Consider the following 21,569-nt stretch of genomic DNA (forward strand, 5'->3'; position numbering starts at 1 on the left):
TATACGGAGTCTGGGAAATGAATGTTCCTTATTTTTCGTTTTTCAGGCTTTCATCCAGTCGGTAAACAAATGAAAAAATTTCAGCAACGGTCTCATAAAGCGCTTCCGGTATCTGATCGTCGACCGTCAAATGGCGCATTAATTCGACAAGGGTTCTGTCTTCCTGAATGGGAACCCCCGCCTTCTCAGCTTCTTTTATGATACTTTCCGCGACATGCCCCCTGCCTGTCGCGATAACCTTCGGGGCTTGGTCTTTCTGCCGGTCGTAATGCAGGGCGACAGCTCTTCTTAACGGTGTTTGCTCTTTCATATTTTCACATCCACTTTTCGTCCGCCGTCTTTTTGTATAAACTCTTCCACAAGAGCGCTCTGGTCTTTCGGTCGCCGCTTTTTAGCCGTAACGCCCGACAGACTGAAGCCCGTTTCTTTTACAGCCTCTTTTAAAGCCGGTACGAGAGGGTCGATGGCCGCCTGAAGCTCAAAATCGGTTTCAACCGTAATGGTCATTACATTTTGCTGAATCATGCAGTCCACGACGGTTTCTTGCAGCGTTTCAAGATGCAGCAAAAACAGAAGCCTGCAATGTGACGGATCGAGTTTTCCGTCCGGCTTCTTCCGTCCTTTAAAGAGAACTGTGATGTCATTCTCATATGCGGACGCTCCCAGCGGAAATGACAGCACCATCTGTGTAAAAGATGGGTTCTGCTGCTCAATAAACAGCTGCCCGTTTAATTTATGAATGAGCGGTTCCGCCTCTTGTTTAACGGATTGGGGCGCGTCTTGGAGCGTCCGGACGGCTTGGAGAGCCGTTTTCAGCGCTTGTTTCTCCGGCTGCGGAGTCACGCCTTTTTCAAGCGCTGTAATGAATGATAATTCATCACGGGTGCCCAACCCTTTTTTGATTCTTTGCAAAAGGCTTAATACGTCATGTTTTTCTGCATATTTCAGTTCAGTAAGCTGAACGGCTTTTTCGAAAACAGCCGCCTCCTGTTCTGTCAGATGTACGTTTTGGAGAACAAGTGCTGTTTTGGATGTTTTTTCTTGAGAAATGAAAGCCTTGATGATGTCCGCTGTTTCTTTTACTGGACGGTTTTCATTCTTTTCGGCTGATGTCATTAATTTTTCGATAAGCTGTCTTGCCGCTTTTTCAGGCAGCTCCGTATCTGTCCGGGCATGCGGAGGAGAAGGGCGGCTTGAGACTGCCTTTACGTTTTCACGAGTCTCTCGGACAATTGGTGATTGTTTTAATTCCGTCCGTTCTCCTTTATCCATCGGCCCGATTTCTGAAATCGGCATGCGTGCGGCCTCGGCAAGCTTCTTCAAGAGGCGCTCAGCATGAAGATCCGTTTCCGCGTCTAACACGTCAGAAACCGCCTCTTGAAGCGCGGACAGCTCTTTTGCCGATTGCGGAGCCTGATTGATTGCCTGAAGCAGTCCGGAAAGAAGGCGGCGGGCCGGAACCGGATATTTAACCGCATGAATGGCTGACAAGACTTCCGGATGCGCGGGCAGTTCCCGTTTCAGCGCAAATACGATTGTTTCTGCCGCCTTTTTCGATTCGGCGGCCGGAAGCGATTCAGCCCAGCGGATGCAGGCTTTGAGGCTGTTTTCCGTCATTGGGAGCTTCTGCTGCATAAACGTTTCGGCAATCTGCAGAGATACCGGGTTCGGTTTGACGGAAAGAGCGTTTAACAGTCTTCCCGCCGCTTCCTGAACGGTTTTCGGGCTTCCTTCAAATTGGTCAACAACATGAAGCCGGCCCATTTTTTCCGCCGGCTGTCTGTCATAAGAAAACCAGTAATACGCCTGAGGACGGAGGGCGGTTTCAAGCTTTCCCTGCATCGTCCGGCCGCCGATTTGGATAAGCGCGCTTTGATCGTCCAGCAAACGGAGAACCTTCCCTAACAGCAGTCTTTTTTCGCCGCTGTCTTTACCGCCGTCTTGCCGATCCTGAGAGATTTCCGACGTCAGCTGTCTGAAAGCCGCTTGGATTTCGCCGCTTATGTTCATGTCTTAAGCCTCTTTTCTAACAATAAGATTGAACGGGAGCGAATGTTTTACGGTGAATATTTGTCGGTCCGTATGCCTGAAGAGCTTCAAGATGTTCTTTCGTTCCGTAGCCTTTATTTTTTTCAAAGCCGTACATGGGATAGGTTTTGGCGTACTCCGCCATGAGACGGTCCCGCGTTACTTTAGCAATGCAGGCTCCGGCGGCAATTGACACGCTTTTGGCATCCCCTTTTATAACAGATGACTGCGGAATGTCAAGCGGAAGCGTCATGGCATCTGCAAGCAGATAATCAGGTGTTTCCGATAAAGCATTGACCGCTTTTACCATCGCGAGTCTCGCGGCCTCATAAATGTTGATCCGGTCAATGACATCCGCATGGACAATGCCTACTCCTATCGCTGCGGCTTCTTCCGTAATCCGATCGTAATACTCCCCGAGCTTCTTTTCCGACAGTTTCTTCGAGTCCGTGAGCCCGAGAATCTCGCATTCTGCCGGCAAAATGACAGCACCCGCGACAACCGGTCCGGCAAGCGGCCCTCTTCCCGCTTCGTCAACGCCTGCAATCAGGCGGAAACCCTTTTTGTATGACAGCCTTTCGTATGCCGTCATGTTCAGCCACTGCTCTTTAAGGGCTTTTTCCTTCGCGTGTTTTTTCAGCCATTGCTCTAAAAGCGTCTGTACGCTTTTTCTCGGATCTTTTTCACATTGGGCAAGGAATGGGTCTCTTTCATCTTTGACCTCTTGCAGGCGTTCTTTTACGCTTTTTACGGTTAATGTATTCACGTGCTCTTCTCCCTTACATTATGTATATCGGTATTCTGCGGAAAAAATAAAGACCCGCATCGCTGCGCGTCTTTATTCTGATGGTGTTTCAAATGAAAGCCTGCCGAACTTTTCCGTCCGGATGTCCCGGATGATGACTTCTGTCGTTTTATCGTAGTCAATCAGTCCGCCGCCCATTAAACAGCCGCGTTTTTCACCGATCGCGTCAAAAAGAGCGGCGATATCCTCAGGGATTTCCTGGAGTCCGTAACGCTCCTTTAGGCGGTCTGGATAATGCTCTTCCAGAAAGCGCAGCCCGAAAACGGCCACATCCTGAAGGTTGATAATGGAATCTTTAATCGCCCCGGTGATCGCCAGGCGCAAACCGACAAGCTCGTCTTCAAATTTAGGCCATAAAATCCCCGGTGTATCGAGCAGCTCTAATTCTTTCCCTACCTTTACCCACTGCTGTGAAGTGGTAATGCCGGGCCTGTCTCCCGTCTTGGCAATATTTTTTTTGGCCAGACGGTTGATGAGCGTCGATTTCCCGACGTTCGGAATGCCGATGATTAATGCGCGGATCGCTCTTGGCTTAATGCCTTTTGCTTTCATTTTATCGAACTTATCTTTCAGCAGTTCTTTCGAGGACGGCACGATTTGATGCAGCCCCTGTCCGTTAACGGAATTTATTGAAAGAGAGGGAATCCCCTGTCCCTGAAAGTGATCCTTCCATTGGGCCGTTACAGCCGCATCGGCCTTATCGGCTTTATTTAAAAGCATAATGCGCGGCTTGTTTTTTAAAATTTCCTCAATCATCGGATTTCTCGATGACATCGGTATTCTTGCATCCACCAATTCGTAGACGATATCAATTAACTTCAGCTTTTCTGTTACTTCCCGTCTCGCTTTAGCCATATGGCCCGGGAACCATTGAATGGTCATGTGACTTCGACACCTGCCTTATTTGCCGGAACTGTATGTCCCGGTGATCTCTTATGTATTTTACGTTGCTTGTTCCGCTTTTACAAATGTCATATAAAAAAAGAGCCTGTTACGGGTAACAAGCTCTTTTCGTTCGTTATCATTATCGTCTGATTTCTTTAATACGAGCCGCTTTTCCGCGAAGTTCACGCAAGTAGTAAAGCTTAGCGCGACGTACTTTACCGTAACGTACAACTTCGATTTTCGCGATTTTTGGTGTGTGTACAGGGAATGTACGTTCAACGCCAACACCGTAAGAAATCTTACGAACTGTGAACGTTTCGCTGATTCCACCACCACGACGCTTGATCACAACACCTTCGAAGATCTGGATACGCTCACGGTTACCCTCAACAACTTTTACGTGTACACGTAAAGTGTCACCAGGACGGAACGCAGGAAGATCAGTGCGAAGCTGTTCTTTTGTGATATCTTGAATTAGTTTTTGCATCGTTTTCAACTCCTTCCAACAGATGCTCTTAGCCACAACTGCAAGGCACAGCGGAACATCGTTTTCAAGCTTTTGAAGGATAAGCCTTCTTAAGCCACAAGTAGTATCTTATCATATCTTCATTGCCTGCGCAATAGAATCTATTCGTTTTCCCACTCGGAAATCCATTTTCTTTGCTCATCGGTGAGAGGATAGTTTTCAAGAAGGTCCGGACGTCTTAAAAAGGTTCTTCTGATTGATTCTTTATTGCGCCATTCTTTTATTTTGGCATGGTTGCCGGACAGAAGCGTCTCAGGCACTTTTAAGCCTTTATAATCTGCAGGCCTTGTATAATGCGGATGCTCTAAAAGCCCCGTGCTGAAGGAATCCTCCACGTGGGATGCTTCTTTTCCGAGGACACCCGGCAAAAGCCTGACAACGCTGTCGGCAATCATCATGGCCGGGAGCTCTCCGCCTGTCAGCACAAAGTCCCCGATGGAGATTTCATCCGTGACAAGGTGTTCCCGGATCCGTTCATCATACCCTTCATAATGTCCGCAAATAAACATCAGATGTTCCTCTTCCGCCAGCTCCTCGGCTTTCTTCTGCGTATAACGTTCACCTTGCGGGCAGACGAGAATAATGCGCGGCTTGGCGTCCGTACCGGCTGTCAGCTTTTCAACAGCATCAAACACAGGCTGCGGCTTTAACACCATCCCGGCTCCCCCGCCGTACGGGTAATCATCAACCGTTTGGTGTTTATTATCCGAAAAAGCCCGGAAATTGATGACGTCAAAACGGACAGCCTCTTTTTCCTGTGCTTTTTGCAGGATGGATGAGCCGAGAACCCCTTGAAACATCTCGGGAAACAGTGTTAAAAAGTCGATTTTCATTCGTCTATTAACCCTTCCATTACATGAATCTTAATTGTCTTCTCATTTATATTAATATCCTTGACCACAGAAGCGATATACGGAATGAGCGCATCTTTTTTCCCTTTTCTTGCAACCACCCATACGTCATTAGCCCCGGGCGTCAAGATTTCCTTCACTGTGCCGATCAGTTCCCCGTCCTCTGATACCACTTCGCAGCCGATGATTTCATGAAAATAAAATTCATCTTCTTCAAGCTCTCCCAAGTCTTCTTCAGGGACTTTGATCACCATGTTTCTTAGGTGTTCGACTTCATTAAGACTCGGCATTTCTTTGAATTGCAGCAGGTGAAACTGCTTGTGAAGCCTGTGGGTGCTGACCGTTACCTTGATTGGCTCCGCAGCCCCTTCCGCAAACAAATAGAGCGTATTGCCGGGCTTGTACCTTTCTTCGGCAAAGTCCGTTTTAGAAATGACCCGCACTTCGCCTTTAATGCCGTGGGTATTTACAATTTTGCCTACATTAAACCATCTGTTTGTCATATTATCACCTCGGGCGAATTTCAATTACTACCCCGTCTTTTATGACGATGGTATTTGCCGCTGTTTTTTCATGCCAGTTATCACCGACGTTGATTGAAAGCAGCGCATCGATCTCCTTTTCCTTCACTTCGCTTCCGAGCGGGAGCGAATGTGTCTGGCTTATTTGGAAATCGATCATTTTGATTTTGTCTTGTCTTTTTTCAATGGCTTTTTTAAAAGATTCCGCCACATCGGGATTCTGCGGATCTTTTTCATGTTTTCTAAGCTGAAAATAGAGCTGGCTGCATTCTCGTTCAAGCGTTTGCTTTTTTTCTGCAAAAGAGGCCAAAAGCTTTTCCTTGCTTTGCTCGGTCAGAACTTGCATAACGGTTACCCTGTGAATAATCTGCATAGGACCAGACTCCCCACTCTTCCAACATATTTCTGTTCATTTTCCTTTTTTACGTGTAAAAAAAGGGGAGGTGCCGGCCCTCTCCCTTTCAGTCAAATATTTCAAATTGAACTTTCTTAGAAGACTGTGCGCCAGCTGCAAAAACGACGGTTCGAATCGCTCTTGCAGTCCGGCCTTGCTTTCCGATAATTTTACCGGTATCTGACTTATTGACAGATAAGCGCAGCGCAATCTTTTGATCGGTCTCTTCTTTTGTGACCGTTATGTCTTCCGGATGGTCGACAAGCGGAGCCACAATGCTGACAATCAAATCTTCCAAGTTCTGATCAGTCATTACTTGCCTTGTTTAGCGTTGTGGAATTTTTCCATAATTCCTTGGCTTGAGAACAAGTTGCGGACTGTATCAGAAGGTTTAGCTCCTGTTTGCAGCCATTTAAGAGCAAGCTCTTCGTTGATTTTCACTTCAGCCGGCTTTGCAACCGGGTTGTATGTTCCGACTGTTTCGATGAAACGGCCGTCACGCGGTGAACGAGAATCTGCTACAACAATACGATAGAAAGGAGATTTTTTTGCTCCCATACGTTTTAAACGAATTTTTACTGCCATTTTACTAGCACCTCCGAAAATATTTCAACAAGATAGTATATTAACAATGATAAAAGTGTTTGTAAAGTGTTTTTTCTTAACAACGGTTTTATCATGTATAACCGATTACATAAAAGGTAATTTGAAGCCTTTTTTCTTCCCTTTTGTCATGTTGGTCATCTGCTTCATCATTTTTTTCATTTCCTCAAACTGCTTTAAAAGACGGTTGACTTCCTGAACGGATGTTCCGCTTCCTTTGGCAATCCGCTTCCGCCGGCTGGCGTTAATGATATCCGGCTGTTCTTTTTCAAGAACGGTCATTGATTTAATGATCGCTTCCACATGATTCAGCTGTTTTTCATCGACTTGGATGTTTTTTAAGCCTTTCATTTTGCCTGCGCCGGGCATCATTTGCAGCAGTTCGTCAAGAGGCCCCATGTTTCGGACCTGGCCGAGCTGCTCAAGAAAATCATCCAATGTGAAGCTCATCGTTCTCATTTTCTGCTCAAGCTCTTTGGCTTTGTCTTCATCAACTGTCGCCTGAGCTTTTTCAATCAGGGTTAACACGTCACCCATTCCGAGAATCCGGGATGCCATACGCTCGGGATGGAACGCTTCTAAAGCGTCGAGTTTTTCTCCCATTCCGGCGAATTTAATCGGCGTTTCAGTGACTGCGCGGATAGAAAGCGCCGCACCTCCGCGGGTATCCCCGTCAAGCTTTGTTAAAACGACGCCCGTTAAACCGAGCTGGTCATTAAAGCTTTTGGCGACGTTCACCGCATCCTGACCGGTCATTGAATCGACAACAAGGAAAATTTCTTCAGGGTTTGCGACTTCCTTTACACCTGAGAGCTCATCCATCAGTTCGTGATCGATGTGCAGCCGTCCGGCGGTATCTAAAATCACATAATCATGATGCTCTTCCTTCGCTTTTTCAATCGCCTGTCTGGCAATTTCCACCGGGCTGACCTGATCGCCAAGCGAAAAGACCGGCATATCAAGCTGTTTCCCCAGTGTTTCCAGCTGCTTAATCGCAGCGGGGCGGTAAATATCTGCAGCCACGAGCAGCGGTTTGCGGTTATGTTTTTTGCGCAGCAGGTTGGCGAGCTTCCCCGTGGTTGTCGTTTTACCGGCACCTTGGAGCCCGACCATCATAATAACGGTCGGCGGGCGTTTGGCGACGGCAATTTTGCTTTCTTCGCCGCCCATCAGCTCGGTAAGCTCTTCTTTTACGACTTTAATAACCTGCTGACCGGGTGTCAGACTCTTCATGACTTCGTGTCCGACAGCCCGTTCACTTACTTTTTTCACAAAATCCTTTACGACTTTAAAGTTAACGTCAGCCTCAAGAAGCGCAAGACGAACTTCACGCATCATCTCTTTTACGTCTTGTTCGCTGACTTTTCCTTTTCCGCGGATTTTTGAAATCGTCTTTTGCAGTCGGTCGGCTAATCCTTCAAATGCCATTGTTTGCCGCCTCCTAATCTAATTTCTCAAGCGCTTCAATCAGAGCCGTCATTTTTTCCTCTTCCTGCAAGCCGGAAGCAAGCTCTTTCAGCTTTGTAAACATTTCTTTACGCTCCTGAAACTTTTTAAAAAGGAGCAGTTTTTCTTCATATTGTTCAAGCATCGCTTCAGTCCGTTTGATGTTATCGTAAACGGCTTGCCTTGAAACGTCATACTCTTCGGCTATTTCACCAAGGGAGAAATCGTCCAGATAATAAAGCGACATATAGCTCTTTTGTTTTGACGTCAGCAACGACTGATAGAAGTCAAACAAATAGTTCATTCTCGTCGTTTTTTCGAGCGACATTTGAGCTCTCCCCTTTGTTAAGTCAAATCCCTTTACAAAAACATAGTTTACATGGTTTCAGAGCGTGTGTCAAGTTTTTATCTTGTCAAAGCATGAGGCTCTTTTTACATAATAAGTTTATTAAAAAAATTCATATAGACCGCCGTTAAAATACTCGAATTCTTGTTTTGATACACGATAGCGGCAATAGCCTTCGTAAAAAGCATTGAGGTATGCTTCCTTTGTGACAAAATGACGGATCGCTAATGATTCATCATATCGCGGATCTCCCGCCGATATTCCCGCAGCATCGATAAACAGACAGACCTCTCCGTCTTTCACCAGCACATTATCAGCCGTGCAGTCACCGTGAATCATTGTCTGCTGAACAGGAACAGGTCTGTACCGGTCCAATGCTTTCAAAAGCTCTTCACTTCCTTCAGCCTGTCCTTTTTTGACATATTCCCCGGCTCGTTTGATTTGCAGATCGAGCCAGTCTGTTTCCGGCTGTAAACCAGGTACCATTTCGGTTTCATGCAGCCGTTGCAGAAACTGGCCGAAACTTTTGATCAGCTTTTTCTTTTCAGTATCCCCTTTTGCTTTTCTTAAAGCAGAAGTCAAGGTGATTCCATCCTCAAATGACATGACGATATGGCTGGCGTGCCGTTCCTGTATAAATCCATAATAAACGGGAACAGGCAGATGATGAGTTTTTGTGAGCTTCTGCAAAACAAAGGCTTCTCTCCTTAACCATTCCCGATACCTCTGTTGAAAAGAACTTTTCAGCAGAAATGCGCCTTGGCCGGTCACTATTTTTCGAACGGTTGAAGTGCCTCCCTGTTCATCCAGCAGCGACATATGTTTTATCGCGCCGATCTTACTTTCCAATTCAGCTTTCAGCCATTTGTCCAACAACTGCCCCTCCATTCCGAGTATCAATGCGTATAAAAAAACGAGTATAAAATGGACGGTTTTATACTCGTTTTTTATTCATTAATCCTCGGCTTTTTCAACTAAATCAGAAAAGAGACCGTATACGTAAGATTCTGCATCAAACCGCTGGAGATCGTCAACCTTTTCTCCGAGGCCGACCAATTTCACGGGGATGTGAAGCTCATTGCGGATCGCCAGGACGATACCGCCTTTTGCGGTGCCGTCAAGCTTCGTTAACGCGATACCCGTCACATTCGTCGCTTTGGAGAATTCTTTCGCCTGCGCCATCGCATTCTGACCTGTCGTCGCGTCAAGCGCGAGCAGAACCTCATGCGGAGCCTCAGGCACTTCTCGTTCGATGACGCGTTTGACTTTTTCAAGCTCTTTCATTAAGTTTACTTTATTCTGAAGGCGGCCGGCCGTATCACAAATCAGCACATCCGCGCCTCTTGCTTTAGCCGCGTGTACGGCATCGTAAATAACCGCTGCAGGGTCGCTCCCGGCAGCCTGCTTAATGACAGGCACGCCAGTACGCTCCCCCCACACTTCAAGCTGTTCAATCGCCCCGGCTCTGAAGGTGTCTCCGGCAGCAAGCACAACGGATTTGCCTTCATTCTTCAGCTTATGGGCCAGCTTTCCGATCGTTGTCGTTTTTCCGACGCCATTTACGCCGACAAGCAGAATAACATTTAAGCGCCCGTCCTGAATATTCAGTTCAGAAATCTGTTCGTCGCCGCTATTATAAATGTCGACGAGCTTTTCAGAAATGACGGACTGCACTTCCTGAGGGTCCTGGATGTTTTTCAGCTTCACTTCTTTTTTGAGCTCGTCGATCAGTTCCATGACCGTTGTGAAACCGACGTCAGCGCTAATCAGCACTTCCTCAAGCTCTTCGAAGAAATCTTCGTCGACTTTCCGGTAGCGGGAGACGAGCTCGTTCACTTTATTTGAGAAGGAATTTCTTGTTTTTTCGAGACCGTCTTTAAATTTTTCAGAGACGGAGTCTGTCTGTTTCGTGATTTTCTCTTTTAATTTTTTAAAAAAGCTCATCTTTCAACCTCTTTCCTCGTTACTGAACGAATTCTTTTGTTTCTTCCAGTTTGACCGAAACCATTCGGGAAACGCCGGATTCCTGCATCGTCACACCGTAGAGGACATCCGCTTCTTCCATGGTGCCTTTTCTGTGGGTGATGACGATAAACTGGCTGTCGCTGCTGTATTTTTTTAAGTATTGCGCAAACCTGAATACATTGGCTTCATCAAGCGCGGCTTCCACTTCATCAAGCACGCAGAACGGAACGGGCCTTACTTTCAAAATGGAGAATAAAAGGGCAATGGCGGTCAGCGCCCGTTCTCCCCCTGACAAAAGATTTAAGTTTTGCAGTTTTTTGCCCGGAGGCTGGGCGATAATGTCCACCCCTGAGTTGAGAAGGTCATTCGGATCGGTCAGCTTCAGTTCAGCGCGCCCTCCTCCGAACAAGGAACGGAACACGTCGTTGAATTGAGAACGGATCTGGATAAACGTTTCATGGAACCGCTTCGTCATTTCGGAATCCATTTCTTCAATGACTTGGAACAGTGTATTTTTCGCATCCGTCAGATCATTTTTCTGCTCCGTTAAAAACTGATACCGTTCGTTCACTCTTTCAAACTCATCGATGCTGCCGAGATTGACCGTTCCGAGCTCTTCAATTGAAAGCTTGATCAGTTTGACCCGTTTTCTCGCCTCTTCAGGCTCGAGTTCGAGCTGATATTGTTCTTTTGCCCCTTCAAAGGATAAGCTGTACTCCTCACGTAAATATTGCAAGAGGTTATCAAGCTCAACTTCCATCCGGCCGAGTTTTACCTCTTCATCTTTCAGAATGTCTGTTTTTTGCCTGTACAGACGCTTCATCTCTTTCAGTTCAAGCTCGTTCGTATCAAGCGCCCTCTGAAGTTTCACACGCTGATCGCGCCGGCTGGCGATCAATTCGATCGTTCTCGTTTTATCGTGAAGCTTATGTTGGGCTGCTTCTTCAAGCTGCTCCTCACCGCTTGTGCTGGACGTCATCTCTGAGGTCAGGAGGCTTAAATCTTCCCGTGTTTCTTTCAGGGCGAGCTGCGTTTCTTCAAGCTCTTTTTTCAGCCTTTTGAGGTTGTCTTCCTCACTTGAGCAAGCCTGTTCTTTTTTCGCCGCCGCCACTTTACATTCCGTCAGTTCATGAGAGAGCGTTTCTTTTGTTGAGGATAGGGTCTGCTTTTGTTTTGTCAGCCTGTCCATCTCTTCCTCAAGCTCTTTCAGCTGTCCGGATGCCTCGCTCAGCTGTTCTTCCAATGCTGATTTCCGCGCCTCTTTTTCCCGGCTGCTTTCCGTCAGTGATGCTTTCTCCTGATCGTAAAGCTCCAGATGGGTATTGATGTTCTTTTCGGCGACTTCGAGTTCATACAGCCTGCCTTTTACATCCTGCTGCTTTGTTCTGAAAGCCTCGCCGGCTTCACGGAGACCGTTCAGCGTATGTTCAAGCTCTTGAATGGCTTGTTTCAGCGATTTGACCTCTTTTTCGAGGCTAGCTGTTTTTTCTTCCATTTCGGCGAGCCGTGCCGTCACCGTCTCAAGCTCACGGCTTCTGCCGAGCAGAGAATTGTTTTTCTTTTTAACTGCGCCGCCTGTCATTGATCCGCCGGGATTGACGACATCGCCTTCAAGCGTCACGATGCGGTAGCGGTGCCCGACAAGCTTGGCGAGTTCATTCGCACCTTTTAAATCTTCAGTGATCAGCACGGTGCCGAGAAGGTTTTCAATGACATTCCGATACGCCGCATCATACGTGACAAGCCCGCTCGCTGCACCGAGGAAAGAAGGATGCTTCGAAGCCGTCTGTTCATCACGGGTTTGGAGCTGGCGCGGTTTCATGACCGTAAGCGGCAGAAACGTCGCGCGGCCGAAGGAATTCGCTTTTAAATATTGAATCGCTTTCCGCGCCGCCTGCTCATCGTCTGTGACAACGTGCTGCGCCGCCGCGCCGAGTGCAATCTCGATCGCCGTTTCATATTTTTGTTCAGTGGAAATCAGTTCGAGAACGGCGCCGCGGATGCCGCCAAGCTGCTCCTTCTGCTTCAGTACTTCTTTTACGCCTTGGTAAAACCCTGAAAAATCGCCTTGCATCGTTTCAAGCATATCTTTTTTGGATCTGGCCTGCTGTACAAATTGATACGCCTGATACAGGGCTGATTCTTTCTTTTCATACTGGCGTTTTTTCTGTTCATATGCGGTCTGGACGTCGCGAAAGCGGCCGACCTGATTGTCAATATCCGCTTCAACTGCGGCCAGTTCTTCTTCGCATGCCGCTTTGCGGACGGAAATATCATTTCGTTCCTGAAGATATTTTTCATTGTTTGCGGTCAGTCTCGCCTGCTGGACGGCAGATTGGGACATCTGGTCATCTAAAAGCTGCAGCTCGTTGCGGATCGACGCCTGGCTGTTTAACAATTCGAAGTAATCGCTTTTCAATTGTTCGATTTTCTCTTCAACGTTTTCATTATGAAGGCTGAGCGCCTGCTGCTTTTCTTTCACCTGGGCATTTAACCGCTTCACTTCGGAACGCAGCTTATCAAAGACGGCAGATTGTTTTTCAATAGCCGATTTCAGTTCTGCTTCTTTCTTTGTGTAATGTGTGACCGATTCCTCAAGCTGTTCCCGGTTTTGCGCGGCGTTTTTTTTGCGCTCTTTCAGCACTTCTTTCCGGCCTTCCAGCTTTTCAAGCTCTTCACTTGTCACGAGCAGAACCTGCTGCAGCTCGTTGACGGATTCGTCAAGCGCGTGGATTTTATCTCTCGTCTCTTCTATCGCCGCTTCTTTAGCGGAGATCGCCGACGATTCCGCCAATTCTTCTTCTTTAGCAGCCTGCACCTTGTCTTTTAAACCCGACCATTTGCCATGCAGTTCTTCGATATCAAAGGCTGTTAGGGCGATTTCGACGTGCTCAAGCTCTTTCTTTTTTTCTAAGTAGTCTTTGGCGATTGATGCCTGGATTTTCAGCGGTTCGACCTGATCTTCGAGCTCGTGAAGAATATCTTCCACCCTGTTTAAGTTATCCTGCGTCTCAAACAGTTTGTTTTCCGCTTTTTTCTTTCGTGTTTTATATTTCAGCACGCCGGCCGCTTCTTCAAAAATACTGCGGCGGTCTTCCGCTTTGCTGCTTAAAATCTCTTCGACTTTCCCCTGGCTGATAATGGAAAACGCTTCTTTCCCGAGCCCGGAGTCCATAAATAAGTCAATGATGTCTTTCAGGCGGCACTGCTGATTATTGATGAGAAATTCACTTTCTCCGGAACGGTAAACCCGTCTCGTCACGCTGACTTCGTGATAATCGATCGGGAGAAAATGATCTTCATTATCAAGCGTTAACGTGACTTCCGCAAGGTTAAGCCGCTTGCGTGAATCACTTCCGGCAAAAATGATATCTTCCATTTTTCCGCCCCGAAGCGAGCGGGCTGATTGTTCGCCGAGCACCCAGCGGATGGCTTCGGTAATGTTGCTCTTTCCGCTGCCGTTCGGACCGACAACGGCCGTGACGCCTTTTACAAAGTCAACGGATATCCGTTCTGCAAATGATTTAAATCCTATAACGTCTAAACGTTTGAGGAACATCCCAGATCCTCCTTATCGTATAAGTATCTCAATATTATCATAATCCCCCGCTTATATCAGGCGCAGACATATTGAAATCCCCCTAGGGATACAGGGGGATTTTATTGTTTCGTATGGTGTTTTTGCAATTTTGCAAGAGCTTCCTGTGCTGCATGCTGCTCGGCTTCTTTTTTGGAACGTCCGTTCCCGATGCCGAGCGCCTCACCTTTAAGAGAGACAAGCGCCTCGAATTCCCGGTTGTGGGCAGGTCCTTTTTCATTGAGAATTTTGTACTCAAGCGATCCTTTTCCGTCCCTCTGCACAAATTCTTGAAGCTGGCTTTTGAAATCCATCACATGAGAAAAAGCACCATCGTTTATTTTAGGGAACACGTACTCTTTCAGGAATTGCTGAACCGGCTCAAGGCCCTGATCCAGATACAGTGCGCCGATAAACGCTTCAAACACATCCGCTAAAAGCGCAGGACGCTTTCTGCCGCCCGTCATTTCTTCTCCTTTACCCAAAAGAACAAGATCGCCGAATGACAATTCGTGGGCAAGGGAGACGAGTGACGGCTCGCATACGATAGCGGCTCTCAGCTTCGTCAAATCTCCTTCACTCATGGCCGGATATTTGGCAAATAAGAATTGGGAGATCGTCAGTTCCAAAACAGCGTCACCTAAAAATTCAAGCCTTTCATTGTCTTCATACGGCTTTTTCCGATGCTCATTCACATAAGATGAATGTGTAAATGCTTGATACAAAAGTTTCTCGTTTTGAAAATGAACTGAAATCCGTTCTTGGAACTCTTTAAATTGCTCTATTTTTTTATAGAACTTTTTTTTATCTTTAAAATGTGAGTGTTTTGACATAGTAACCTCCATAGGCACATCAGGTTCACCGCGCTTCCCGCCGTAAACGGAATCGGCAGCGCGTTCAGCGTCAGACGCCGGTAACCGAACGGTTAAAGGGCTAAAGCCCCGCTGTCAGGCGGGACTTTTAGCATCAGCTTATTGCTGGTTTTGTATGTAGTTCACAGCGTCGCCGACTGTTGCAATCTTTTCAGCATCTTCGTCAGAAATCTCCATATCAAACTCGTCTTCAAGTTCCATAACAAGCTCAACTACATCTAGGGAATCAGCACCTAAGTCTTCCTTGAAAGAAGCTTCAAGTTTGACGTCAGCTTCATCAACGCCAAGGCGGTCTACGATGATTTTCGTTACACGCTCTAATGTATCTGCCATAGCAATTCACCTCCCCTCAAGTATTATAGAGGATTCGTTTTTAAAAAACTAGAGAAACTAGGATGAAATTTTAAAAACAAATCTTTACATCACCATTCCGCCGTCAATATGGAGGGTCTGACCCGTCATATAACGCGATCCTTCAGAAGCAAGGAACGTGACAACGCTGCTGATATCGGAAGGATCACCGAAACGCGCGAGCGGAATCTGCTTCAGCATTTCATCTTGGACTTCTTTAGAAAGCTTGTCCGTCATATCCGTCGAAATAAAGCCCGGAGCGATGGCGTTGACCGTAATATTACGGCTCGCAAGCTCTTTGGCAGAGGACTTTGTCAAGCCGATCACACCGGCTTTTGCCGCCACATAGTTCGCCTGGCCCGGGTTTCCGCTGACGCCGACGATTGATGATACGTTGATAATCCGGCCGGAGCGCTGTTTCATCATCTGTCTTGTCACGGCTTTCGTGCAGTTGAAAACACCTTTCAGGTTAATGTTGATGACGTCATCCCATTCATTTTCTTTCATTCTCATCAGGAGATTGTCCTTTGTGATTCCCGCATTGTTCACGAGAATGTCGATTGAAGAGAATTCGGCGACAGCCTCTTTCATCATGTTTTGTACTTCTTCGGAATTTGATACATCGGCTTTTACCGCGATCGCGTTTCGGCCCAAAGATTTGATTTCATCTACGACTTCGTTCGCTTTCGCTTCACTTCCGGAGTAGTTGACAACTACGTTACATCCGTTTTTCGCAAGATCAAGCGCGATCGCCCGCCCGATTCCGCGGGACGCTCCCGTTACGACTGCTGTTTTTTCATTAAGCATCCTGATTCTCCTCCTTCAGCGTTTGAATCGCCAGTTCGATGGTTTCATGGTCAGAAACCGCGATTGTTTTAAGGCGGCGGTTCACTTTTTTCACAAGGCCTGAAAGCACTTTTCCCGGCCCGATTTCAACAAACGTCGTGACGCCTTCGTCAATCAGTTTGTTAATGGTTTCTTCAAAGCGAACAGGTGAGTACAGCTGTTCGATCAGTTTTTTCTTGATATCGTCTTTTTCTGTCATAACGTCAGCCGAAACGTTTGAAATCACGGGAACAGCCGCATTTTTTAACTCACAGGCGCTGAGCACCTCCTCGAGTTTTTGCGCTGCCGGCTTCATTAATTCAGAATGGAACGGTCCGCTTACTTCTAATGGGATTGCCCGTTTTGCTCCGTTGTTTTTCGCTTCCTCTGAAGCCAGCTCCACGCCTTTTGCCGTTCCGGAAATTACGATCTGGCCGGGGCAGTTCAAGTTTGCAAGCTGTACGAGATGACCGCTTTCCGTCACTTGATCCGTCACCTTTTTCAATGACTCCGCATCCATGCCGAGAATAGCGGCCATGGCGCCTTCTCCGGCCGGCACGGCTTCATTCATGAATTCTCCCCGTTTTCTTACCGTGTAAACGGCATCTTTAAATGTCATCGCTCCCGCCGCAACAAGCGCCGAATATTCTCCGAGGCTGTGGCCGGCGGTGAAATCAGGCGTGATGCCGGATTCTTTAAACTTTTCCAATACGGCAATGCTCGTTGTCAACAGCGCGGGCTGCGCATTGTATGTAAGGGTCAATTCTTCGGCGTCACCTTCAAAAATGAGCGAGCTCAGCTTTGTTTCAAGCGTTTCGTCCGCTTCATCAAAAATACGTTTTGACGCTTCTTCGCGTTCGTACAGGTCTTTTCCCATACCGATATATTGTGATCCCTGTCCGGGAAATAAAAATGCAATCTTACTCATGATGCGGTAACCTCCAGACTACTCATCTGTTTTTTCTTCTTTTACTTCTTCTTCTATAAATGCGGCCACGTTTTGGCTGACCATTTCTCTCGCCTGGCGCAGCGCATGGTAAACAGCGCGTGCGTCAGAAGAGCCGTGCGCTTTAACGACGGGCGCTTTCAAACCGAAAAGACTCGCCCCGCCGTACTCAGAATAGTCCATTTTCAGTTTCATTTCCATCAGCTTCGGCTTCAGCACTCCCGCTGCGAGCTTAGAAACAAAACTTGAAGTCAGTGTATCTTTCAGCATTTTGAAAATCGATAACGCTGAACCTTCCAATGTTTTCAACGTGACGTTGCCCGTAAAGCCGTCTGTGACGATGACGTCAGCAGCGCCTTCGAGCAAGTCTCTCGCCTCAACGTTTCCGACAAAATTCACGTTTGTTTCTTTTAATAGTTCAAACGTCTTTTTTGTCAGGTCGTTTCCTTTCTTTTCTTCCGTGCCGACATTTAACAAGCCGACGCGCGGCGAGCTGATTCCGAGAACCTGCCGGGCATATACAGACCCCATTATTCCGTACTGGACAAGGTGCTCCGGCTTGGCATCGACATTGGCGCCCACGTCTAAAAGAAGGAAACCGTCGCCTGATACGGTCGGAAGCGTCGGCGCAAGGGCCGGCCGGTCGATTCCTTTAATTCTGCCGACAATAAACAGTCCCGCTGTCATCAATGCACCCGTATTCCCCGCTGAAATGCAGGCGTCCGCTCTGTTTTCAGCCACTTCCTGCGCCATCAGCACCATAGAAGAATTTTTCTTTCTGCGTACGGCGCGGACCGGTTCATCCGTCGGTTCAATCACTTCATCGGCGTGCAATACGGTGATGCGGTCTGATGTTGTTGGCAAGTGTGATTCTATCGTTGTCTTGTCACCGACCAGCGTAATATGAAGGTCATCAAATGCCTCAATACTCTTCATTACTCCGTCAATAACAGCTTTGGGTGCGTTGTCGCCTCCCATTGCATCTACAGCTATTCTCATGCATGCTCCACCTTTATGATTGTTTTGAACGGTACATGTCAAAGTTGCCGGAGAATACGACTTCTTCTCCCACATAACTGTTTACTTCCACTACCGTTCTGCCTTTTTCTTTTTCGACTGCCGTCACTTTGGCTTTCGCAACGACGCGCTCGCCCTCTTTCACCTGTCTTGTAAAGCGGATATTTGCGCTTGCGGTCAGCGCCAGCTCATCATCTATGACGGCTACGGCGAGTGAGTTCGCCTGCGCAAACAAATGATGCCCCCGCGCAATCTGATTGCGGCTGAAAACATGTTCGCGTCTTACTTCTAATATAGAAATGGCCTGGCCGTCAAGCTCCAGATCAATGATTTCACCGATCACTTCATCTAAAGGCAGTGATTTCACTTCATCTTCAAGCGTTTGCTCTGCCACGTTTTTAATTCTTTCCCTCAGCTCCGGTATTGAGAGCTCTAAGCGGTCTAAACGGATCGTCTGAATGCTGACGCCGAATTTCCCCGCTAATTCTTCATCTGTGATGAAGGGTGTCGATTTGATCGTCTGCTGCAATAATTTTTGGCGTTCTTTCTTGCTTCTTCTCATCTATAAACACCATCCGGACAATTAAGACTAGGTACTAATAGTAGTATATAATTTCATAGATTGGAATGCAATGATTGTTTTTTGAAAGCCGCCGAATTTTGCAGAATCAGCTTAATTTCTCCCCTTCTAAGACACCGCTTGAAAGCAATTGAGCGCGAAGCATGCTGTACTCGTCATCTTTCCAAAAAGCTTCTGAAGACACAAGATTGGCCGCATCCTGACGGGCCGTCTCCAAAGCTCTGTAGTCATGAACCATATCCGCCACCTTGAACTCGGGCATACCGCTTTGTTTTTTTCCGAAGAAATCGCCGGGACCGCGCAGTTCAAGATCCTTTTCAGACAGTTCAAACCCGTCATTTGTCTCCGACATGATTCTCATCCGCTCTTTCCCGGCTTCGGATTTCGGATCGGCCATCAAGATGCAGAAAGATTGGTGGTCTCCCCGTCCGACCCGGCCGCGGAGCTGATGGAGCTGAGATAATCCGAAACGGTCGGCGTCATAGATGACCATAATCGTCGCATTCGGCACGTTCACCCCGACTTCTACGACGGTTGTTGACACGAGAACCTGACATTGATTGGCGCTGAATTCTCTCATCACCTGATCTTTTTCATCAGAATGGAGCTTCCCGTGCATCAGACCGACATTCCATTTGCCGCGGTACACATCAGACAGCATGTTATATACGTCAATCGCATTCTGCACATCCAGCTTATCCGATTCTTCAATGAGCGGACAGATTATATAGGCTTGTCTGCCTTGTTTCAGCTCTTTTTCAACAAAAGCCAAAATCCGCTCCAGCATGTCGTGTTTCACCCAATACGTTTCGATTTGCTTTCGTCCCGCGGGCATTTCATCTATCACGGAAACATCCATTTCTCCGAAGACGGTAATGGCCAGCGTTCTCGGAATCGGGGTGGCTGTCATAAACAGCACGTCCGGATCCTGGCCTTTATTCTTGAGTTTTTTGCGCTGTTCGACCCCGAACCGGTGCTGCTCGTCCGTAATGACAAGGCCCAGCGCTTTAAATTCCACTTCATCCTGGATTAAAGCATGAGTCCCTACTAAAATATCAATCTCTCCGAGAGCAAGCCGCTCCAAAAGCTCCCTGCGCCGCTTGCCTTTTACAGAACTCGTCAAAAGCGCGATATTCACGTCTTCATTTGCAAACAACGATACGAGAGAGTCAGCATGCTGTTCGGCCAGAATTTCTGTCGGCACCATTAATGCCCCCTGATACCCCGACAGAATCGCAGCGTACAAAGCGATGGCGGCGACCGCCGTTTTTCCTGAACCGACATCACCTTGCAGCAGACGGTTCATTCTGTAAGGCGATGTCATATCAGCGGTAATTTCACGGAGCACGCGCATCTGTGCGTTCGTGAGCGAAAACGGAAGGCTGTCTGTGAAAGCGGCGAGCTTTTCAGCAGGATACACGTGGCTGATGCCTTTTGACTGTTCTCTTTCCGCTTTACGGAACGCCTGCATCTTCAGCTGAAACAATAAGAATTCCTCGTACACAAACCGGCGTCTTGCCTGCTGCAGCGATTCCCTCGTCTCCGGCTGGTGCATCGTCTGCAGGGCTTGTTTGTAATCGGGCAGCTTGTAGCGGATTCTCAATTTTTCAGGAAGCGGATCGGCCGCACTGTCCAAATGATGCTGCAGCGCATCCTTAATAAATCGTCTCATCATTTTAACGGTGACGTTTTCTTTAACGGAATAAACAGGCTCAATGCTTTTATCTTCTTGATGAGGGCCGTTTTTTAGTTCCTGCACGGATACGGTCTGCCTGTGTTTATCCCATTTACCGGATATCGTGACGACAGAACCGAGCGTCAGTTTCTTTTTTAAGTACGGACGGTTAAAACAAACCGCGGTAATTAAATAATTGCCGACAAGCACTCTGAATGTCAGCCTGTTCCGTTTTTTGCCGTAATAGGTAAGAGAAGGTTCTGAATGAACCTTCCCTTCTACCGTCACTCTTTCTTCATGTTTTACTTCTGCTAAATCCCTCAGCTCATAGTCGTCATAACGGTAAGGGAAATAATTCAGAAGATCAGAAATATCATAGATACCCAGTTCATGCAATGTTTTTTCTGTTTCCGGCCCAATGCCCTTAATCTCCGCTATACTAGTTTGCTGCTGGTGTTTCACTTGATTTCAGCGCTCCTCCGAAAATTTTTTTCTCTAATTCTCTTCCCGTCGGTGTCGCGGCTAAACCGCCTTGTCCCGTTTCACGCAGTGCTGTCGGCATCGTCTGGCCGATTTTGTACATCGCGTCTATTACCTCATCGCAAGGAATGCGGCTCGTAATCCCTGCCAGCGCCATATCCGCCGCGATCATCGCATTGGAGGCTCCCATTGCGTTCCGTTTGACACACGGCACTTCTACCAAGCCGGCGACCGGATCACATACGAGACCGAGCATATTTTTCAGCGTAATCGCCATTGCTTCCGCTGATTGCTGAGGCGTTCCGCCCGCCATTTCCACAATCGCAGCGGCAGCCATACCGGATGCCGATCCGACTTCCGCCTGACAGCCTCCCGCCGCTCCCGAAATACTCGCGTTATTTGCTACGACAAAACCGAACGCGCCGGCTGTAAACAGAAAACGGATCATTTGTTCCGTCGTAGGGTTCAGCTTATGCTTTACGGCGAATAACGTTCCCGGCACAACCCCGGCAGAGCCGGCGGTCGGTGTAGCGCAGATCGTTCCCATCGCCGCATTGACTTCATTTGTGGCCACAGCTTTAGACACGGCGTCTAAAATCAGATTGCCTGACAGGCTTTTTCCCGATTGGATGTATGCCTGCAGTTTCACGGCATCTCCTCCTGTTAAACCGGTCTGGCTCGTGACGCCCTTCAGCCCTTTTTCAACCGCCGCTTCCATAACGGAAAGATTGCGTTCCATTCCTTGAAAGATCTCTTCCCGCGTTTTTTGTGTCACTTCCATCTCTTGGGTGATCATCACTTCTGAGATCGGAATTTGTTTTTCTTGAGTGATTTCTATTAATTCTTTTACATTACGAAACATGTCATTTTCCTCCT

At 47.5% G+C, this 21,569-nt stretch carries 23 protein-coding genes; all 23 read right to left on the reverse strand.

From position 1 onward, the window contains the following. Window positions 1–28: 28 nt before the first annotated feature. Entirely contained in the window at window positions 29–310 is a 282-nt protein-coding gene (locus AUL54_RS02585; protein WP_060962802.1) for a FlhB-like flagellar biosynthesis protein, read from the reverse strand. Further along, window positions 307–2,010, reverse strand: a complete 1,704-nt coding sequence (locus AUL54_RS02590; RefSeq protein WP_060962803.1) for a hypothetical protein — start codon at window positions 2,008–2,010, stop codon at window positions 307–309. Before AUL54_RS02590 ends, AUL54_RS02585 begins: the two co-directional genes overlap by 4 nt. Before the next feature lie 16 nt (window positions 2,011–2,026). Continuing rightward, window positions 2,027–2,794, reverse strand: coding sequence for a ribonuclease HII (locus AUL54_RS02595; protein ID WP_060962804.1), 768 nt, complete (start codon window positions 2,792–2,794; stop codon window positions 2,027–2,029). Window positions 2,795–2,866: 72 nt separating this feature from the next. Next, on the reverse strand, window positions 2,867–3,715 hold the full coding sequence (ylqF, locus tag AUL54_RS02600; protein ID WP_047475028.1) for a ribosome biogenesis GTPase YlqF: 849 nt from the start codon (window positions 3,713–3,715) through the stop codon (window positions 2,867–2,869). 142 nt (window positions 3,716–3,857) lie between these two features. Beyond that, complete coding sequence (gene rplS, locus AUL54_RS02605; RefSeq protein ID WP_003154288.1) at window positions 3,858–4,205, reverse strand: 50S ribosomal protein L19; 348 nt, start codon at window positions 4,203–4,205, stop codon at window positions 3,858–3,860. 140 nt (window positions 4,206–4,345) lie between these two features. Beyond that, window positions 4,346–5,077, reverse strand: a complete 732-nt coding sequence (gene trmD, locus AUL54_RS02610) for a tRNA (guanosine(37)-N1)-methyltransferase TrmD (RefSeq protein ID WP_045926117.1) — start codon at window positions 5,075–5,077, stop codon at window positions 4,346–4,348. Then, window positions 5,074–5,598 (reverse strand): ribosome maturation factor RimM, encoded by a 525-nt coding sequence (rimM, locus tag AUL54_RS02615; RefSeq protein WP_060962805.1) that lies wholly within the window; start codon window positions 5,596–5,598, stop codon window positions 5,074–5,076. Before rimM ends, trmD begins: the two co-directional genes overlap by 4 nt. A 4-nt stretch (window positions 5,599–5,602) precedes the next feature. Further along, the gene (locus tag AUL54_RS02620; RefSeq protein ID WP_060962806.1) at window positions 5,603–5,989 is read right to left on the reverse strand and encodes a YlqD family protein; all 387 of its coding nucleotides are present in this window, start codon (window positions 5,987–5,989) and stop codon (window positions 5,603–5,605) included. Between the two features lie 88 nt (window positions 5,990–6,077). Beyond that, window positions 6,078–6,323: a KH domain-containing protein gene (locus tag AUL54_RS02625; protein ID WP_007611392.1), complete on the reverse strand. Its 246-nt coding sequence runs from the start codon at window positions 6,321–6,323 to the stop codon at window positions 6,078–6,080. Then, entirely contained in the window at window positions 6,323–6,595 is a 273-nt protein-coding gene (gene rpsP / locus AUL54_RS02630) for a 30S ribosomal protein S16 (RefSeq protein ID WP_003154296.1), read from the reverse strand. Before rpsP ends, AUL54_RS02625 begins: the two co-directional genes overlap by 1 nt. 105 nt (window positions 6,596–6,700) lie before the next feature. Next, complete coding sequence (gene ffh / locus AUL54_RS02635; protein WP_060962807.1) at window positions 6,701–8,041, reverse strand: signal recognition particle protein; 1,341 nt, start codon at window positions 8,039–8,041, stop codon at window positions 6,701–6,703. 13 nt (window positions 8,042–8,054) lie between these two features. Further along, window positions 8,055–8,387, reverse strand: coding sequence for a putative DNA-binding protein (locus tag AUL54_RS02640; protein ID WP_003154299.1), 333 nt, complete (start codon window positions 8,385–8,387; stop codon window positions 8,055–8,057). Between the two features lie 120 nt (window positions 8,388–8,507). Then, window positions 8,508–9,278 (reverse strand): phosphotransferase family protein, encoded by a 771-nt coding sequence (locus AUL54_RS02645; protein WP_060962808.1) that lies wholly within the window; start codon window positions 9,276–9,278, stop codon window positions 8,508–8,510. Between the two features lie 81 nt (window positions 9,279–9,359). Then, window positions 9,360–10,349, reverse strand: a complete 990-nt coding sequence (ftsY, locus tag AUL54_RS02650) for a signal recognition particle-docking protein FtsY (protein WP_047475039.1) — start codon at window positions 10,347–10,349, stop codon at window positions 9,360–9,362. 19 nt (window positions 10,350–10,368) lie between these two features. After that, window positions 10,369–13,929: a chromosome segregation protein SMC gene (gene smc / locus AUL54_RS02655; protein ID WP_060962809.1), complete on the reverse strand. Its 3,561-nt coding sequence runs from the start codon at window positions 13,927–13,929 to the stop codon at window positions 10,369–10,371. Between the two features lie 101 nt (window positions 13,930–14,030). Then, window positions 14,031–14,780 (reverse strand): ribonuclease III, encoded by a 750-nt coding sequence (gene rncS / locus AUL54_RS02660; protein ID WP_003154303.1) that lies wholly within the window; start codon window positions 14,778–14,780, stop codon window positions 14,031–14,033. A 138-nt stretch (window positions 14,781–14,918) separates the two neighbouring features. Continuing rightward, on the reverse strand, window positions 14,919–15,152 hold the full coding sequence (acpP, locus tag AUL54_RS02665) for an acyl carrier protein (protein ID WP_003154310.1): 234 nt from the start codon (window positions 15,150–15,152) through the stop codon (window positions 14,919–14,921). Between the two features lie 84 nt (window positions 15,153–15,236). Further along, window positions 15,237–15,977, reverse strand: coding sequence for a 3-oxoacyl-[acyl-carrier-protein] reductase (gene fabG, locus AUL54_RS02670; protein WP_016936146.1), 741 nt, complete (start codon window positions 15,975–15,977; stop codon window positions 15,237–15,239). Continuing rightward, window positions 15,970–16,923, reverse strand: a complete 954-nt coding sequence (fabD, locus tag AUL54_RS02675) for an ACP S-malonyltransferase (RefSeq protein WP_060962810.1) — start codon at window positions 16,921–16,923, stop codon at window positions 15,970–15,972. Before fabD ends, fabG begins: the two co-directional genes overlap by 8 nt. 18 nt (window positions 16,924–16,941) lie before the next feature. After that, window positions 16,942–17,940 (reverse strand): phosphate acyltransferase PlsX, encoded by a 999-nt coding sequence (gene plsX / locus AUL54_RS02680; RefSeq protein WP_007409758.1) that lies wholly within the window; start codon window positions 17,938–17,940, stop codon window positions 16,942–16,944. A 13-nt stretch (window positions 17,941–17,953) separates the two neighbouring features. Further along, window positions 17,954–18,520, reverse strand: coding sequence for a transcription factor FapR (fapR, locus tag AUL54_RS02685; protein WP_016936149.1), 567 nt, complete (start codon window positions 18,518–18,520; stop codon window positions 17,954–17,956). Window positions 18,521–18,626: 106 nt separating this feature from the next. Further along, the gene (gene recG / locus AUL54_RS02690; RefSeq protein ID WP_060962811.1) at window positions 18,627–20,675 is read right to left on the reverse strand and encodes an ATP-dependent DNA helicase RecG; all 2,049 of its coding nucleotides are present in this window, start codon (window positions 20,673–20,675) and stop codon (window positions 18,627–18,629) included. Continuing rightward, window positions 20,653–21,555 carry an L-serine ammonia-lyase, iron-sulfur-dependent, subunit alpha gene (gene sdaAA / locus AUL54_RS02695; protein WP_060962812.1) on the reverse strand — a complete coding sequence of 301 codons (903 nt, stop codon included), beginning with the start codon at window positions 21,553–21,555 and terminating at the stop codon, window positions 20,653–20,655. Before sdaAA ends, recG begins: the two co-directional genes overlap by 23 nt. Window positions 21,556–21,569: the final 14 nt, after the last annotated feature.

The sequence above is a fragment of the Bacillus sp. SDLI1 genome (assembly GCF_001553895.1).
In the GTDB taxonomy this organism is placed as follows: Bacteria; Bacillota; Bacilli; order Bacillales; family Bacillaceae; genus Bacillus; species Bacillus siamensis.

Bases quoted from the DNA above. Each gene is read 5' to 3' on its own strand.
- AUL54_RS02640 (WP_003154299.1), bottom strand. From the start codon at position 8,387: ATGTCGCTCGAAAAAACGACGAGAATGAACTATTTGTTTGACTTCTAT.
- AUL54_RS02625 (WP_007611392.1), bottom strand. From the start codon at position 6,323: ATGACTGATCAGAACTTGGAAGATTTGATTGTCAGCATTGTGGCTCCG.
- ftsY (WP_047475039.1), bottom strand. From the start codon at position 10,349: ATGAGCTTTTTTAAAAAATTAAAAGAGAAAATCACGAAACAGACAGAC.
- AUL54_RS02620 (WP_060962806.1), bottom strand. From the start codon at position 5,989: ATGCAGATTATTCACAGGGTAACCGTTATGCAAGTTCTGACCGAGCAA.
- trmD (WP_045926117.1), bottom strand. From the start codon at position 5,077: ATGAAAATCGACTTTTTAACACTGTTTCCCGAGATGTTTCAAGGGGTT.
- fabG (WP_016936146.1), bottom strand. From the start codon at position 15,977: ATGCTTAATGAAAAAACAGCAGTCGTAACGGGAGCGTCCCGCGGAATC.
- sdaAA (WP_060962812.1), bottom strand. From the start codon at position 21,555: ATGTTTCGTAATGTAAAAGAATTAATAGAAATCACTCAAGAAAAACAA.
- AUL54_RS02585 (WP_060962802.1), bottom strand. From the start codon at position 310: ATGAAAGAGCAAACACCGTTAAGAAGAGCTGTCGCCCTGCATTACGAC.
- rncS (WP_003154303.1), bottom strand. From the start codon at position 14,780: ATGTCAAAACACTCACATTTTAAAGATAAAAAAAAGTTCTATAAAAAA.
- rimM (WP_060962805.1), bottom strand. From the start codon at position 5,598: ATGACAAACAGATGGTTTAATGTAGGCAAAATTGTAAATACCCACGGC.
- rplS (WP_003154288.1), bottom strand. From the start codon at position 4,205: ATGCAAAAACTAATTCAAGATATCACAAAAGAACAGCTTCGCACTGAT.
- plsX (WP_007409758.1), bottom strand. From the start codon at position 17,940: ATGAGAATAGCTGTAGATGCAATGGGAGGCGACAACGCACCCAAAGCT.
- smc (WP_060962809.1), bottom strand. From the start codon at position 13,929: ATGTTCCTCAAACGTTTAGACGTTATAGGATTTAAATCATTTGCAGAA.
- fabD (WP_060962810.1), bottom strand. From the start codon at position 16,923: ATGAGTAAGATTGCATTTTTATTTCCCGGACAGGGATCACAATATATC.
- ffh (WP_060962807.1), bottom strand. From the start codon at position 8,041: ATGGCATTTGAAGGATTAGCCGACCGACTGCAAAAGACGATTTCAAAA.
- rpsP (WP_003154296.1), bottom strand. From the start codon at position 6,595: ATGGCAGTAAAAATTCGTTTAAAACGTATGGGAGCAAAAAAATCTCCT.
- fapR (WP_016936149.1), bottom strand. From the start codon at position 18,520: ATGAGAAGAAGCAAGAAAGAACGCCAAAAATTATTGCAGCAGACGATC.
- ylqF (WP_047475028.1), bottom strand. From the start codon at position 3,715: ATGACCATTCAATGGTTCCCGGGCCATATGGCTAAAGCGAGACGGGAA.
- acpP (WP_003154310.1), bottom strand. From the start codon at position 15,152: ATGGCAGATACATTAGAGCGTGTAACGAAAATCATCGTAGACCGCCTT.
- AUL54_RS02590 (WP_060962803.1), bottom strand. From the start codon at position 2,010: ATGAACATAAGCGGCGAAATCCAAGCGGCTTTCAGACAGCTGACGTCG.